This window comes from Flavobacterium sp. GQ95, assembly GCF_059758655.1.
Genome location: NZ_JCAXEB010000005.1, coordinates 1 through 15,507 on the forward strand (window position 1 = coordinate 1; position 15,507 = coordinate 15,507).

Here is a 15,507-nt window from a genome sequence, read left to right on the forward strand (position 1 = left end):
ACGTTAGGTTTTTTTTAGATGAAGAAATTATTAAACAAACAATATTGCACAAAATAGGTTAGTTAAACAGGAATTGATTGTATATATTTATCGATTGTAATTCCATTAAAAGAAAAAGAATATGTTAATTGGAGCAAACAAAATAGAATCTCATAATGATGAGTTATTAAAAAAACACCAAAATAAATTTGCCTTTACAGCATCTGAAATTGGTGAAACAGAATCAATTATTCAAAAATTAATCGATTTTCAAATCGCAATTCCATCTTGGGCTTTAGGAACAGGAGGAACAAGATTTGGGCGTTTTGCAGGAGGTGGTGAACCACGTTCTTTAGAAGAAAAAATCGAAGATGTAGGTTTGCTTCATGCTTTAAACAATGCTTCTGGCGCGATTTCGCTGCATATTCCATGGGATATTCCAACAGATTATAATGCAATCAAAACCCTTGCTGCACAACACGGATTAAAGTTTGATGCCATGAACTCGAATACGTTTCAGGATCAGACAAGTGCAGAGCATACCTACCGATATGGTTCGTTACAAAACGTAAATAAAGCAGTTCGTAAACAAGCCATTGCTCATAATATCGAAGTTATCAAACACGGAATAGAATTAGGTTCTGATTCATTAACAGTTTGGTTGGCCGACGGATCTAATTTTCCGGGACAATTAAACTTTCGTAAAGCTTACCAAAATACATTAGAAAGTTTAGAAGAAATCTATGATGCATTGCCATCAAACTGGAAATTATTCTTAGAATACAAATGCGCTGAACCAAACTTTTATTCAACAACAGTTGCAGATTGGGGACAATCATATTCATACGTGCAAAAATTAGGTGACAAAGCAAAAACGCTTGTAGATTTAGGACATCATTTGCCTAATGCAAACATTGAGCAAATTGTTTCGATTTTGCTTATGGATAATAAATTGGGAGGTTTTCACTTTAATGATTCAAAATACGGAGACGACGATTTAACAGCAGGAGCATTAAAACCATATCAATTGTTTTTGATTTTCAATGAATTGGTTGAAGGGATGGATGCAAGAGGAATGAATCATGCTAAAGATTTAGGATGGATGATCGATGCTTCTCACAATATCAAAGATCCATTGGAAGATTTATTACAATCTGTAGAAGCAATCATGATTGCGTATGCACAGGCACTTTCTGTTGACAGAAAAGCATTAGAAATTGCTCAGGAAGAAAATGATGTTGTAAAAGCACAGGAAATCCTGCAAAATGCTTTCCGTACAGATGTTCGCGCATTAGTTGCTGAGGCTCGCTTGCGTTCTGGAGCGGCATTAAACCCAGTTGCATTATACCGTAGTCTTGCTGTTAGAAGTAATTTGATTGGTGAAAGAGGACTAAAAACAATGGCAACAGGATTATAATTATAAGTTATGAATTATGAGTTATGAGACTATTTATCCATTAAACTCTCATATCAAATCATAATTTTTTAACTCATAATTCATAATTCACAACTCAAAATTAAAGTAATGAATGTAGTTGCAATTTTTGATATTGGTAAAACAAACAAAAAGGTTTTTTTATTTGATGAAAATTATAGAATTGTTTGGGAAAAATCAGTGAATTTCGATGAAACGGTCGATGAAGATGGTTTTCCATGCGAGGATATTGAGTTACTCAAAAACTGGATATTTGAATGTTTAGCAGAAATAAGAAATCTGACAAACTATGTTTTAAAAGCAATAAATTTCAGCACTTACGGAGCCAGTTTTGTCTATATCGATGAAGAGGGCAAAAATTTGACGCCTTTGTATAATTACCTAAAAGATTATCCGGAGGAATTAAAGAAGGAATTTTATAATAAATATAAAGGAGAAGAGGTTTTTGCAGTAAAAACAGCTTCTCCTGTTTTAGGAAGTCTTAATTCCGGAATGCAGATTTACAGGCTGAAAGAAGAGAGACCGGAACTTTTTGATAAGGTTAAATATTGTCTGCATTTACCGCAATACCTTAGTTTTCTTTTAACCGGTGAAGCTTATTCTGATATTACAAGCATCGGATGCCATACGAATCTTTGGAATTTTAAAAAGATGAAGTATCACAAATGGCTTACGAAAGAAGAGATCATCGACAAGATTCCGCCACTTCATTTTGGAAAAGATATCATCAAAAAAGAAGATGGTTTGGCTGTTGGAGTAGGCTTGCACGATAGTTCATCTGCCATAATTCCATATACGATCAACTTTACAGAACCTTTTGTTTTATTATCAACAGGAACCTGGAGTATTTCGCTAAATCCTTTCAACAATAGACCTTTAACTTTTGAAGAGTTAAAAAAAGATTGTTTGTGTTACATGCAATACACGGAGAAGCCTGTAAAAGCAGCCCGTTTATTCTCAGGTAACGAACATGAGATACAAGCAAAAAGACTGGCCGAGCATTTTAATGTGCCGTTTGATACGTTTAAAGATATTTATTTTGATAAAAAAATCGTGTCAAACTTAAGAGCTTTAAATTTCCAGATTGTTTATCCAAAGAAATACGATTTTGATATTCTTAAAGAATGTCCATTTCAAAAAAGAGATCTTAATACTTTCAAAAGTTACGATATCGCCTATCATCAGTTGATGCTGGATCTCGTTGAACAACAGGTTTTTTCGACTAATTTAGTGATTCACAATAGTCCGGTAAAGAAAATATTTGTTGATGGAGGTTTCAGCAAAAATTCAATTTTCATGAATTTACTGGCAGAAGCTTTCCCTGATGTAGAAGTGTATGCCGCATCTATGGCGCAGGCAAGTGCTTTGGGAGCTGCTTTGGCAATTCATCAAAACTGGAACCCAAAACCAATCCAGAACGATTTAATTGATTTGAAGTTTTACAAGCATTAAGAATAGTCACAGCTTAAGAAGTCTAGTTTGTCATCTGAGGAACGAAGGATCACATTAGAAGCTCCGCAACAGTGAGCGCCAATCTTTGTCGAGTTACTAGTGTGATCCTTCGTTCCTCAGGATGACAAAAATGAGAATAAATCTGCGTGAAATAACATAATAGCCACAGATTAAAGGATTAAAATAAATCTGCAGAATCTGCGTGAAAAACCATTTAATTCATATAAATATTTACTTTTATATGTTTTAAGAATAATTACCAAGAATATGAAAGTTGGACTTTTTATACCGTGTTACGTCGACCAGTTTTATCCAAAAGTGGGTATTGCAACCTATGAACTTTTGCAAAAATTAGGCTGCGATGTTCATTTTCCGATGGGACAAACCTGTTGCGGACAACCCATGGCAAATAGCGGCTATCAACATTTAACCAAAGGCTGTGATGCCAATTTTATAGCCAATTTTACTGGTTTTGATTATATCGTTTGCCCGTCAGGAAGTTGTGTTTTGCATGTAAAAGATCATTTACACGACGAAAAGAACGAGGAATTAGCGACTGAAATTCGTAAAAAAGTTTTCGAATTGACCGAGTTTATTACAGATATACTAAAAGTAGATCATATAGACGGGAACTTTCCCTACAGAGTTGGAATGCATGTCAGCTGCCATGGACAACGTGGTTTAAAGCTTTCGCAGATGACTGAATTAAACGCACCATTTTTCTCGAAACCAGAACAATTACTACATAATATAAAGGGACTTGATTTGGTTTCTTTAACCAGAAAAGATGAGTGTTGTGGATTTGGAGGTACTTTTTGTGTTACCGAAGAAGCCGTTTCAGTAAAAATGGGACAAGACCGTATAAAAGATCATGAAAATCATAATGTAGATTATATTACGGGAGGTGATATGTCTTGTTTGATGCATTTGGAAGGAATTCTAAAAAGACAAAAAAGCAATGTAAAAACCATTCATATTGCTGAAATATTGAATACGTTGACGTAAGAATACACATAGATTAAAAACTAATCATGAAAAAAATAACGCTTTGTTTTGCACTATTACTTTCGCTTGTTTTTTTATCCTTTAAAAAAGACAAGTCTGGTGTAACTTTACAGGAAGTTGTAGTGAAGGCTCCTTTTGAAATGCCGGCCATAAAAATTCCTGATTTTAGCAAATGCGAAGAATTTTCGATTGTTGATTTCGGAGCTGTAAAGGGCGATAAAGAAAAAACTTCAGAGGCAATTAATAAAGCGATTGCAAAAGCCAATAAAGCGGGTGGAGGAACCGTTGTGATTCCCGAAGGCGAATGGCTAACCAAGAAAATCCATTTTAAAAGTAATGTAAACCTGCATCTGAATAAGGGAGCAGTTTTGCTTTTTTCAGAAGATCCAAATGATTATTTACCTGCTGTAAGTTCAACCTGGGAAGGATATGAATGCTATAATTATTCTCCCTTAATTTATGCTTATAAATGTAAAAATATTGCCATCACTGGCGAAGGCGAATTAAAAGCCAAAATGGATGTTTGGCAAGTATGGTTTGCGCGTCCAAAAGCGCATATGGAAAGCCTGAAAAGATTGTACTATCTGGCTTCTTACAATAAACCATTAAAAGAACGCCAAATGGTAAACGACAGTGCTCATTTTCGCCCGCAGTTTATTCAGTTCAATCGATGCGAAAATATATTGATGGATGGCGTTTCCATTACCAACAGTCCGTTCTGGACGATTCATCCTTTTTTATCCAAAGATGTTGTTTTGAGAAATTTGAAAGTATATGCTCATGGTCATAATAATGATGGAGTAGATCCTGAAATGAGCCAGAATGTATTAATCGAAAATTGTATTTTTGATCAGGGAGACGATGCTATTGCGATTAAATCGGGAAGCAATCAGGATGCCTGGAGATTGCATACACCTTCAAAAAATATTGTAATGCGCAATTGTACTGTTAAAAACGGACATCAGTTAGTAGCTATCGGAAGTGAATTATCAGGCGGAATAGAAAATGTTTTTATTGATAATTGCACTGTTGTGGATGGCGCAAAACTAAATCATCTTTTGTTCATCAAAACAAATGAAAGAAGAGGCGGATTCGTAAATAACATTCATATGACCAATATCACATCAGGTAAAATTGATGCCGGAATTCTGGGAATTGAAACCGATGTTTTATACCAATGGCGTGATTTAGTTCCGACGATTGAGCGCAAACTGACACCGATTAAAAATGTATATCTGGAGAATATAAAAGCAACAGATGTGAAGTTTATTTCAAGGATTTTAGGTCAGAAAGAATTGCCAATAGAAAATATATTTCTGAAGAATGTTCATGCAAATGCCGTTCAGGGAAATCAGAATATTCATGAAAATGTAGTGAATTTCGAGAATAAAAATTAATTATAAAACGAGCAGTTTTATAGTAAAGTAACATAAGATGTCTTCAGAAAAAATAATAGAACACAGCGAAGCCGCAACACGTTTTAATAAAGATGTAGAACGCGTAAACTGGCATGATGAAACGCTTTGGTTTGTTCGTGAAAAGCGTGATAAATCGGCGAATCAAATTCAGGATTGGGAATTGCTTCGTGAAACAGCTTCTCAAATCAAAAATAATGTGCTGGCCAATATGCACGATTATTTGAGCGATTTTGAGGCTAATGCCCAGAAAAACGGAATCATTGTGCATTGGGCTGCCGATGCAAAAGAACATAATGAAATTGTGCATTCGATTTTGCAAAAGCACGATGTAAAGCAAATGGTGAAATCAAAATCAATGCTTACAGAAGAATGTCACCTGAATGATTATTTAGCAGATAAAGGCATCGAAGTTATCGATTCTGATTTAGGAGAATACATTGTTCAGCTCCGTAAAGAACCGCCAAGCCATATTGTATTGCCTGCCATTCACCTTAAAAAAGAAGATGTAAGTGAAACTTTTCACGAGCATTTAGGTACCGAAAAAGGAAATTTTGATCCACAATATTTAACAGAATCGGCAAGACGTCAGCTTCGTGATACATTCTTAACCCGAAAAGCGGCTTTAACCGGAGTTAATTTTGCAGTTGCTGAAACTGGTGAATTTGTAGTTTGCACCAATGAAGGAAATGCTGATATGGGCGCGCATTTAGCTGATGTCCATATTGCGTGTATGGGGTTTGAAAAACTGATTCCACAACGTAAACATTTAGGCGTTTTCCTAAGATTATTGGCAAGAAGTGCTACAGGACAACCAATTACTACTTTTTCAAGTCATTTTAAAAAGCCAAGAGATGGGAAAGAAATTCATGTTGTCATTGTCGATAACGGGCGAAGCACACAATTAGGAAGAGCCGATTTTAGAAACTCTTTAAAATGCATTCGTTGTGGCGCTTGTATGAATACTTGTCCGGTATACAGACGTAGTGGCGGGCATAGTTATCATAATGCGGTTGCAGGACCAATTGGGTCGATTTTAGCGCCTAATTTAGACATGAGTAAAAATGCCGATTTACCTTTTGCAAGCACCCTTTGTGGTTCGTGCACGAATGTTTGTCCGGTAAAAATTGATATTCATGATCAGTTGTACAAATGGCGTCAGGTTTTGGTAAAAGAAGGTCATACACCAACTTCAAAAACTATTGCAATGAAAACCATGGCAACGGTTTTAGCAAATCCAACAGTATTTAATTTAGCCGGAAAATCAGGACGATTTGTGATGAAAAACATTCCGGCATTAGTCAATAATAAAATGAACAAATGGTACGACCAGCGTGAAATGCCAGCTGTTCCGGAAGAATCTTTTAGAGAATGGTACAAGAAAAATTCAAGGGAATCTAAAGCGAAAAAAGATGAGTAGTAAAGCTGAAATTTTAAATAAAATAAAACAAAGTCAGCCGAATCTAACTGCTGAATTACCTAATCTTAAGGTTTTGGGTTCAGAACAGTTTGATGTGCTGGAAATGTATAAAACAGTATTAAAAAATATTGGAGGGAATCCGATAGAAGTGGCTGATTATAGTGAAGCAATAGCTTACATTAAAAATAATTATCCACTTGAAAAACGCATTATAACCACACTTCCGGAACTGTCAGAAATTGCCCTTTTAGATTGGACAAATGACGATCCGCATTCGCTTCAAAATGTGGAATTAACAATTATAAAAGCACATTTTGGAGTAGCTGAAAATAGTGCGCTTTGGGTAACTGATGATATCTTAGGACAACGTGTTGCACCTTTTATTACACAATATTTAGCAATCATAGTGAATAAAAAGAACCTTATTCCAACAATGCAACAAGCTTACGACAGAATTGGAAATCAGGAATATGGTTTCGGAACTTTTATCGCCGGGCCTTCTAAGACAGCTGATATTGAACAGTCTTTGGTTTTGGGTGCACATGGCGCGAGAGGGTTGGTTGTTTTTTTGATGGATTAAATACAATAAAGAATAAAAAAATGCGCAAATTTTACTTTTAGAATTTGCGCATTTTTTGTCTTTTGAATATAAATTTCTTTTTAGATCGTGCCTATAATAATTTTATAAATTAACTGTTTGTAGCCGCGCTTCCAGTGCTTCCTGCACCTCCTGAATTGTCATTTCCGCCATCTTCAAATTGGTCGGGATCATTGCGGTCAGGATTGGTTCCTGCTTCATCTCTTTCATCATCCCAATCGCCAGTGTTAGCATTTTCACGGTCATCATTATTGTTAATATTATTTTGCTGACTGTGATAAGGACATTTTTGAAGATCTTCGCTATTGTAGTTGTTTGAATTTTCCATGATTTAAAGTTTTAGTTTAATTAATAAGCTTAAAATTAAGGCTATACCTAATAATCTTTTTTATAGATAAATAGGAATTCATTGTCAAATTTACATTCGGATATAAATAGGGAATAGTTTAGTTTTAAAGTCAGAGGCTTTAGGAAGTTTTCTTTTTTAAATTATATTTGTTTAAAATGGCGCAAAGTCAGAGACATTTGCCTTTACTTTGAATTAGATAAAAAGCTTTAAATTTATCCAAAAAGCATTTTTCGTATATTTGAAATATGGATGTAAACACAAAAGATATAGCTATAAGAAAAGCCACTACTGCCGATTTACCCAAACTCGCAGAATTTCTGCAGTTTCTTGTTGCGGCAGAACGACCATTTGACCCCACACTTAAAGAGGGCAAAATATTCTATTATAACATAGAAGATTTTATATCTGATGAGAAAACAGAACTTCTGGTTATCGACTATAAGCATCAAATTATTGGTTGTGGATATGCCCAGATCCGATCAGCAAAACCGTATCAAAACCATGAATTATTCGGATATCTTGGTTTCATGTATGTAAGCCCGGAATTTAGAGGAAATGGGTTTAATAATCTATTGCTCAATGATCTTAAAAAATGGGTGCTGTCTCAAGGAATAACCGAGGTTAGACTGGAAGTTTACTCTGAAAACGAAGCAGCAGTTAGAGCTTATGAAAAGGCTGGTTTTAAGCAAATATTAACTACCATGCGTTGCGATATAAGCTAAGTAAAATATTTAGGCAGCTCAATGAGGAATAGCTTGTAGAGCTATTTTTCATTCAGAAAATGTATATCGTGGCTGCTTAATGTTTAATTATTTACTTAACAGATTTAATAATTTTTTCCCTGTGAGCAAGTCCCCAGTTTACTAAAGTTTCCGTTACCGGAAGAACAGATTTTCCATATTCTGTAATGGCATACGCCACAGTAGCAGGTTTGGTATCTTGTTCTGTTCTGCTTACGAGTAAATTGGTTTCTAATTGCTTAAGTTCCTGGCTTAACATTTTGGCTGAAATACCACCAATTTCGCGTTGCATTTTCTTAAAGTGAATAACCTGATGTGTTCTATTGGTTAAGAAACGCAAAATCATCAGTTTCCATTTGCCCCCTAAAACGTCCAGACTATCACGCATTGCCATAAGCTCTTCAGAGCAGTTAGCTTCGCGAATAATGCCGTTATCATTAATTTTTGCCATACTAGTTTCTATCTGGTAACCGGTTACCTGGAATTAACCCATAACAAAAATAACACATAGCCTCAATACTTTTGTATAATAAAACAATAAAAATGAAAGCAATTGTATTACAGGGAAATCGGGAATTTAGGTTAGAAAATCTGGAAATTCCACAACCTGAAGCATATCAGATTCAGGTAAAAATAATCGCTTCGGGTTTTAATCCCATTGATTATCAAATGACTGAAGACCGGCCAGAAAGAAAGCATTTACGTTCTTCAATTCTGGGGCGTGAGTTCTCCGGAATTGTATCAGAAATTGGCCCAAAAGTTACCAATTTCAAAGTAGGAGATGCTGTTTTCTGCGGATCCGGAAGTATGGGGTCTAACGGAACTTACGCGGAATATATTTGTATCCCCGAGGAAATTGCAATACATAAACCTTCTACTATTTCTTTTGAAGAAGCCGCAGCGATTCCCTCATCAGGTCTAACGGCATTACAGTCCTTTAATCGTATGAATGCCAATTTGTATGATTCGATATTAATTCTGGGTGCCGCAGGCGGAGTAGGCAGTGTGCTAGTGAAAATATTCACAGCAAATGGCTATAAGAATATCATAGTCACCGCGGGAAATGAAAATAGTATTGCTTCCTTACTTGATATTGGCGTAAAAGCGGAAAGGATCATCAATTATAGAAAAGAAGAAATCTATAAAACAGCACTTTCTTTAAATGAAAATAAAAACTTTGATTTTGTTGTGGACCTGGTAGGAAACAGCACGGCAGAAATTGGAGCCAGGCTTTTAAAAACAAATGGGGTTTATGTAGATGTGACTAATCTTTCTACGCTGGAATCGTCTGGAATTCTTTTTAGTAAAGGGGCCACAATCTTAAATATATCCAATTATGTGTATGGACTTGAAAAGCGATATGATTATTACAAAAAAGGATTAAATCACTTAAGACTACTGTTGCAGAATAAAATAATCGTTCCACCTGCCATTAAAATAGTTGGAAATTTAGAAGTTTCTACCGTTACAAAGGCACATACACTATTGCGTGAAAATAAAACGCAGGGAAAAAAGTTAATAATGCAAATTGCTACAATATGAAAACAATTGAAAGACTCATCCTAAGGCATTAAGAATACTTTTCAAATTACAAAACCAAAACCATCCTTATTTGAGAATGATTTTTTAGATAAAAAAGTTTCATTTTCTAAAGCAGAAATTCTTCGTTTGTATTTTTTGATTTTTGGAAATCTTTTGCCGCTATTTTTTATAGGTATAGATGTGTTAAAAAGAAAGGCGAAGGATAAAATCTTATAAGTAAAGAAGTATATTAATTTTTATATGCTAATTTTTATGAAATATTTATAAAATTAACTTATAATTGTACCTTTTACACCAAGCAAAAACATTATTTTGAAATATTTTGTTTTACATCTTCTTTTTTTAATAGGTTTTTCTTCTGTAGGTTTTACACAAGATAATCCTATAAAATTTCTTGATATTTCTGATGGTTTGTCTAATAATTCGGTAACGACCATTTTTCAGGACAGCGACGGTTATCTTTGGTTTGGAACTTATGACGGATTGAACCGTTATGATGGCTATAATTTCAAAGTTTTTCGCAACAGAATCAACGATAAAAAATCATTACACTTTAATACGATTTATAGCATCGAAGGCGATTCTAAAAAAAATATTTGGGTTGGAGGCGCTAATGGAGTTTGCGTTTATAATAAAACCAATGCCACATTTAATCCTGTCCAGTTTTCTTTAGGAAATTCAAAACCAAAAGTATTAAAAGACATTATTCATCAAATGAGATCTGTTTCTGATAATTTGGTCTTGGCCGCATCACAGAATTTGGGATTAATTACTTTTGAAAATGGCTCTTTTGTTGGAAAACATATTCCGTTAAACGTGTTAGAAAACAAAATTGCAGTCAATAATTATGATGCGATTGCACTTCAGGACGATAAAAAAAAGGCAAGTTGCTGGGTTTACGTCAGAAACGTAGGAGTCTGTAGTTACAGTTATACTACTAAACGCTTAAAAGTTGTTTTTCCACTTGCTAAGGAAGTGAAATCAATGAAACTATCGTCAGATGAAAATCTTTGGTTGGGAACTGACGAAGGGCTTTTTCTTTTTAATACCAAATCAGGTTTGCTTTCTGATAATTATTTTTCGATCAAATGTAGTGTTACCGATATTCTTTTGGATAAAAAAAGAGAAATCTGGATTACTACAGACGGTTGCGGAATTTTTAAAGTCGATGCAATAAATAAAAAAGCAATCGCTTATAATACCATAAATGACAATCAATTAGCCAAAAGTAATTCGGTTTGGAGTTTATACGAAGATAAATCCGGAAACAAATGGTTTGGCTCATTGCGTGGCGGAATTAGTATGCTGAGCAGTACGCCCAAATATTTCAAAAGTATACGATACAATGCAAAAAATTCTGCTGAGAATTTTATTTTATCTTTTTGTGAAGATGAAAAAAACAATTTATGGGTAGGAACAGATGGAGCAGGTTTAAAATATTGGAACCGAAAGAATAATACCTACGTAAATTATGGCATTGCACTTTCAAGTACTTTTATTACAGGAATAGTACGCGATAATAATAACGATATCTGGGTTTCTACCTGGGCAGGTGGCGTAAATCGTATTAACAAAAAAAACAATACAGTAACACGATTCTCCTGTTACAATCCGTATACAAAACAAGTTGAAAAAAACATTTGGTTTGTGTACAAAGACTCAAAAGCTAATATTTGGGCAAGTGCAACAAACGAGGGGTCTGTATATATATATGATCGCGATAAAAATAGTTTTGTACTTTTTGATAACACAATCAATAACCTGCAATGTTTGATAGAAACCAGTGATGGAAAACTTTGGGGAGCCAATTACAGTACTTTGTTTTCTATAGAAAAAAATACCCGAAAAGTTAATAAAAAAGCCTTTGGGAATCCTATTCGATGCATTCATGAAGACAAAGACAAAAATTTGTGGCTGGGTACGCAGGAAGGCGGGCTAGTATTGTTTGACCGTAAAACCAGTACTTTTAAAAGATTCACAACAGACGATGGTCTGCCTTCAAATACCGTTTTACGATTATTAGAAGATAAGGAAGGAAATCTCTGGATGAGTACCTACAACGGAATTTGCAGATTTGACAAAAAAATGAAAACCTTCCGTAATTTTTCTGTCAATGACGGGCTTCAAAGCAATCAGTTTAGTTTTAATGCCGGCATCAAATTATCGACAGGAGAATTTTTATTTGGTGGAATTAACGGTTTCAATATTTTTTTCCCGGAAGCGATTAAAGGTTTTAATCAGGAAAATAATTTATTACTGACTGATTTTTATGTCAATAATCAGCCAATCGAAGAAAATAAAAATGACGTAGTATCGGAATGGAAATTGGGTAAAATTAAGGAAGTTAGTCTGCCTTATGATCAAACAACTTTATCATTAGAGTTTGTAGCCTTAGATTATAACAATGCCGACAAGATAAATTATGCGTATTATTTAGAAGGCTGGGACGAACAATGGAATTATGTGGGTCAGGCCCGAAAAGCAAATTATGCAAGACTAACTGAAGGGAAATATACTTTTAAAGTAAAAACGACCAATTTTAAAGGCGGATGGAATAAGGAGATAAGCCTTGTAACAATCGAAATTTTACCGCCATGGTATAGAACCTGGTGGGCATATACTTTGTATTTATTAGCTTTGGCAGGGATTCTTTTTGCCTATTTGGAATATCATAAAAATAAAGAAAAACTAAAATACAAAGTAAAAATTGCTGAACTGGAAAGCAAAAAAGAAAAGGAAGTTGCCGAAAAACAGTCGTCGATGTTTACGTATATCTCGCACGAGTTTAGAACGCCGCTTTCGCTGATTATAAATCCACTGAAAAAAGCAGTTCAGAAAGAAAGTATTCAAAACGGTTCTTCGGGAAGTGATTTGGCTATTGCACATCGAAATGCCCGCAGGCTTTTGAGTCTGGTTGATCAGTTGCTTCTTTTCCGTAAAGCCGAAAATGATGCTGATTCTCTCAGATTATCGAATATAAATGTAAATAATCTTTGCAATGAAGTATATCAATGCTTCGTAAATCAGGCAAAAGAGAAAAATATTACCTATAAATTTGATATTCCCCAGCATGATATTGAAATTATTGGAGATTATGAAAAAATAGAAATCTCCTTGTTTAATTTAATGTCAAATGCCTTTAAATACACACCACTTGGAGGAGAAATTAACCTGAAACTTTCTGAAAATGATAACGAAGTCATTTTAGAAATTTCAGATAATGGCGATGGAATTGAAAAGAAGGATATTGATGTTATTTTTGAAAAATTCAAACAGATCAATTCAAAAGTTTCCGTTGGAACAGGTTTTGGAATTGGGCTTTATATCGTGAAATATTTTGTAGACAAACATAAAGGAACAGTACGCTGCAGCAGTGAAGTAGGAAAAGGAAGCACTTTTACATTGACATTCCTGAAAGGAAACCGTCATTTTGAAGATATTGAAATTACTAATGTTGTTGCAAAAAGAAGTCAGTTATTTGATGAACTTATCATTGATGATTCAGAAGAAAATAACCAGTCTTTAAATAATACGGTTTCAGAAAGTGATTTTCAGAAAATCATGCTTACTGATAAACGTACGGTTTTAATAATAGATGATAATGCAGAAATCAGGGCCTATCTGATCAAATTATTCTCGGAAAATTATATCGTTTATAATGCTGAAAATGGAGAAGAGGGATTGAAGCTGACCAGGAAACATATGCCTGATCTGGTCATCAGCGATATCACGATGGAACATATGGATGGTCTCGAATTATGCCGAAAAATAAAAGAAAACGAAAGTTTATCTCATATTCCGGTTATTTTATTAACGGCCTCTAAAAATCCGGAAACACATTTACAGGGAATTACAGATGGTGCTGATGATTATATTACAAAGCCTTTTGATGATGATATACTCGTAGCGCGTGTGGAGTCATTATTGCGGAACAGAAGCAATTTGCGTACTTATTTCTTAGACAGCATAACACTTAGGGAAAACTCACAAAAAGTTCCGGTTGAATACCAGGAAATCCTGAAAAAATGTATTGATATTGTCGAAGCCAATATTCATAAAAAAGATTTTACGATTAAGAATTTTGCCCTCGAAATGGGAATGAGCCATAGAACACTTTATACCAAAATCAAGATCATTTCAGGTCAGACTTTAAATGCTTTTATTCGTTCGTTAAGAATTAGAAGAGCGGCAATGTTGATGCTAACAGAAGATATGAATATTGCGCAAGCAAGTGCCGAAGTTGGTTTTGAAGATCCAAAGTATTTCAGACAACAGTTCGTGAAACTCTTTGGAATGACGCCTTCAGAATACATCAAAAAGTACAAGAGTTCTTTTAATTCTGATTTGAATATTATTAAATAAAAAGAGGCTTTTATTTTGCGAATACCCTAATCTGTTTTCAAAACTTATTAGGTCTTTCAACTAATTTTTAAACCGGGCTCTTGTACCTTAACCGATATTCTCTTGGCGATATTTCCATAACCAATCTAAAGGATTTTGAAAAGTGAAATGGATCGTAATAGCCTAAATGATAAGCGATTTCTTTTATCTTCATGGTACTAAATTGCAGAAGAGAACACGATTTCTGGATTTTCAACTGGTTGTAATATTCCATTGGCGTAAATGATGTTTTTTCTAAAAATAAAGTCCCAAAATATGAGCTCGAATACCCTGCATATTGTGCAATTTCATGCAACGTTATTTTGGTTGTCAGATTATTTTTCATATAAATGATGCTCATCGGTATTACATCTAAAACTTCAGTGTCGGCCGTTTTTATTTTTAAAAACTGATCAGTGTATTTTATGCTGGCTAAAAAGTGTTGTAAACAAATGCTTGCGTACTCGAGATTGTCAGGATAAAATCCCATTTCTAAATTTTGATAGATCTCTTCAAAAAGATTTAATCGGTCAGATACTCTGGTGTCGCTTAAATTTATAATTTTTCCCGAAATAGCCGTGTGTAAAGAGTTGTTGGTACCTTTAAAATGGAGCCAGTAAATACTCCAGGGTTTTGATAATTCAGCTTCATAACTATGTGCTTTATGTGCGGGAATAATAAAGGCCTGATCTTTAGTAAGTAAATATTGCTCATTCTCAAAGGTGATAAACCCTTTTCCGTTTTCGCAGTAAATTAAAATATGTTCCAGAGCGCCTTTTGATCTTTTTCTGAAATGATGTTTTGCATTGGGATAATAACCAATATGTGTAATAAATAAGTTTTTTGCAATTTCATTTTCCGATTGAAAATTACGCACACTGTAGGGTACAACTATAGCTCTTTCGCCTTTAAATCCATCTGCTATTTGATCCATATAGATTATTTTGAAATGATATATTTAGAAATACCAAGTTATCGTAATTTTAAAAAAGTCTCAAATGTAAAATTATACTAAACCGTGGTAATTTACATATTCTGTATTCTTATTTTTAAGAATTAGGTCAGATTGCCTGATAATGGAGAGTTTAGTCAGATATTTTGTATGATCTTTATGTGGTTAATATGTGTTTTTAACTGAAATATTATATTTACGATAAAAAAAGTGTTTTTTTATTTTTAGTATGACAGGTTA

Annotated in this window: 12 protein-coding genes; 9 read left to right on the forward strand and 3 right to left on the reverse strand. The window is 34.3% G+C overall.

Annotation, left to right across the window (positions count from 1 at the left end; genetic code table 11):
- Positions 1–121: 121 nt before the first annotated feature.
- The 6 genes from AC6CH4_RS11240 to AC6CH4_RS11265 all read left to right on the forward strand — a co-directional run bounded on the left by AC6CH4_RS11240 (position 122) and on the right by AC6CH4_RS11265 (position 7,286).
- On the forward strand, positions 122–1,396 hold the full coding sequence (locus AC6CH4_RS11240) for a sugar isomerase (RefSeq protein WP_498102981.1): 1,275 nt from the start codon (positions 122–124) through the stop codon (positions 1,394–1,396).
- A 108-nt stretch (positions 1,397–1,504) separates the two neighbouring features.
- Complete coding sequence (locus tag AC6CH4_RS11245; protein WP_498102983.1) at positions 1,505–2,866, forward strand: FGGY-family carbohydrate kinase; 1,362 nt, start codon at positions 1,505–1,507, stop codon at positions 2,864–2,866.
- Between the two features lie 267 nt (positions 2,867–3,133).
- Entirely contained in the window at positions 3,134–3,871 is a 738-nt protein-coding gene (locus tag AC6CH4_RS11250; protein WP_498102985.1) for a (Fe-S)-binding protein, read from the forward strand.
- A gap of 26 nt (positions 3,872–3,897) precedes the next feature.
- Positions 3,898–5,268 (forward strand): glycoside hydrolase family 28 protein, encoded by a 1,371-nt coding sequence (locus AC6CH4_RS11255; protein WP_498102987.1) that lies wholly within the window; start codon positions 3,898–3,900, stop codon positions 5,266–5,268.
- 37 nt (positions 5,269–5,305) lie between these two features.
- Positions 5,306–6,706, forward strand: a complete 1,401-nt coding sequence (locus AC6CH4_RS11260) for a lactate utilization protein B (RefSeq protein WP_498102989.1) — start codon at positions 5,306–5,308, stop codon at positions 6,704–6,706.
- Complete coding sequence (locus AC6CH4_RS11265; protein ID WP_498102991.1) at positions 6,699–7,286, forward strand: LutC/YkgG family protein; 588 nt, start codon at positions 6,699–6,701, stop codon at positions 7,284–7,286. The genes AC6CH4_RS11260 and AC6CH4_RS11265 overlap by 8 nt, the downstream gene beginning before the upstream one ends.
- 109 nt (positions 7,287–7,395) lie before the next feature.
- On the opposite strand, the gene AC6CH4_RS11270 is transcribed toward AC6CH4_RS11265, so the two are convergent.
- Positions 7,396–7,632, reverse strand: coding sequence for a hypothetical protein (locus AC6CH4_RS11270; protein WP_498102993.1), 237 nt, complete (start codon positions 7,630–7,632; stop codon positions 7,396–7,398).
- Between the two features lie 266 nt (positions 7,633–7,898).
- Here AC6CH4_RS11270 and AC6CH4_RS11275 point away from each other — a divergent pair, with 266 nt between their 5' ends.
- Positions 7,899–8,375 carry a GNAT family N-acetyltransferase gene (locus AC6CH4_RS11275; protein WP_498102995.1) on the forward strand — a complete coding sequence of 159 codons (477 nt, stop codon included), beginning with the start codon at positions 7,899–7,901 and terminating at the stop codon, positions 8,373–8,375.
- 91 nt (positions 8,376–8,466) lie between these two features.
- Here the strand turns inward: AC6CH4_RS11275 and AC6CH4_RS11280 are convergent, their stop codons facing one another.
- Complete coding sequence (locus AC6CH4_RS11280) at positions 8,467–8,844, reverse strand: winged helix-turn-helix transcriptional regulator (protein WP_498102997.1); 378 nt, start codon at positions 8,842–8,844, stop codon at positions 8,467–8,469.
- Positions 8,845–8,936: 92 nt separating this feature from the next.
- Here AC6CH4_RS11280 and AC6CH4_RS11285 point away from each other — a divergent pair, with 92 nt between their 5' ends.
- On the forward strand, positions 8,937–9,935 hold the full coding sequence (locus AC6CH4_RS11285) for a quinone oxidoreductase family protein (protein ID WP_498102999.1): 999 nt from the start codon (positions 8,937–8,939) through the stop codon (positions 9,933–9,935).
- Positions 9,936–10,247: 312 nt separating this feature from the next.
- Positions 10,248–14,297, forward strand: a complete 4,050-nt coding sequence (locus AC6CH4_RS11290) for a two-component regulator propeller domain-containing protein (RefSeq protein ID WP_498103001.1) — start codon at positions 10,248–10,250, stop codon at positions 14,295–14,297.
- Between the two features lie 67 nt (positions 14,298–14,364).
- Here the strand turns inward: AC6CH4_RS11290 and AC6CH4_RS11295 are convergent, their stop codons facing one another.
- Complete coding sequence (locus AC6CH4_RS11295) at positions 14,365–15,249, reverse strand: AraC family transcriptional regulator (protein ID WP_498103003.1); 885 nt, start codon at positions 15,247–15,249, stop codon at positions 14,365–14,367.
- Between the last annotated feature and the right edge of the window lie 258 nt (positions 15,250–15,507).

Excerpts from the sequence above, each read along its gene's own strand:
- AC6CH4_RS11275 (WP_498102995.1), top strand. The coding sequence starts at position 7,899 with ATGGATGTAAACACAAAAGATATAGCTATAAGAAAAGCCACTACTGCC.
- AC6CH4_RS11280 (WP_498102997.1), bottom strand. The coding sequence starts at position 8,844 with ATGGCAAAAATTAATGATAACGGCATTATTCGCGAAGCTAACTGCTCT.
- AC6CH4_RS11260 (WP_498102989.1), top strand. The coding sequence starts at position 5,306 with ATGTCTTCAGAAAAAATAATAGAACACAGCGAAGCCGCAACACGTTTT.
- AC6CH4_RS11245 (WP_498102983.1), top strand. The coding sequence starts at position 1,505 with ATGAATGTAGTTGCAATTTTTGATATTGGTAAAACAAACAAAAAGGTT.
- AC6CH4_RS11270 (WP_498102993.1), bottom strand. The coding sequence starts at position 7,632 with ATGGAAAATTCAAACAACTACAATAGCGAAGATCTTCAAAAATGTCCT.
- AC6CH4_RS11240 (WP_498102981.1), top strand. The coding sequence starts at position 122 with ATGTTAATTGGAGCAAACAAAATAGAATCTCATAATGATGAGTTATTA.
- AC6CH4_RS11285 (WP_498102999.1), top strand. The coding sequence starts at position 8,937 with ATGAAAGCAATTGTATTACAGGGAAATCGGGAATTTAGGTTAGAAAAT.
- AC6CH4_RS11250 (WP_498102985.1), top strand. The coding sequence starts at position 3,134 with ATGAAAGTTGGACTTTTTATACCGTGTTACGTCGACCAGTTTTATCCA.
- AC6CH4_RS11295 (WP_498103003.1), bottom strand. The coding sequence starts at position 15,249 with ATGGATCAAATAGCAGATGGATTTAAAGGCGAAAGAGCTATAGTTGTA.
- AC6CH4_RS11255 (WP_498102987.1), top strand. The coding sequence starts at position 3,898 with ATGAAAAAAATAACGCTTTGTTTTGCACTATTACTTTCGCTTGTTTTT.
- AC6CH4_RS11265 (WP_498102991.1), top strand. The coding sequence starts at position 6,699 with ATGAGTAGTAAAGCTGAAATTTTAAATAAAATAAAACAAAGTCAGCCG.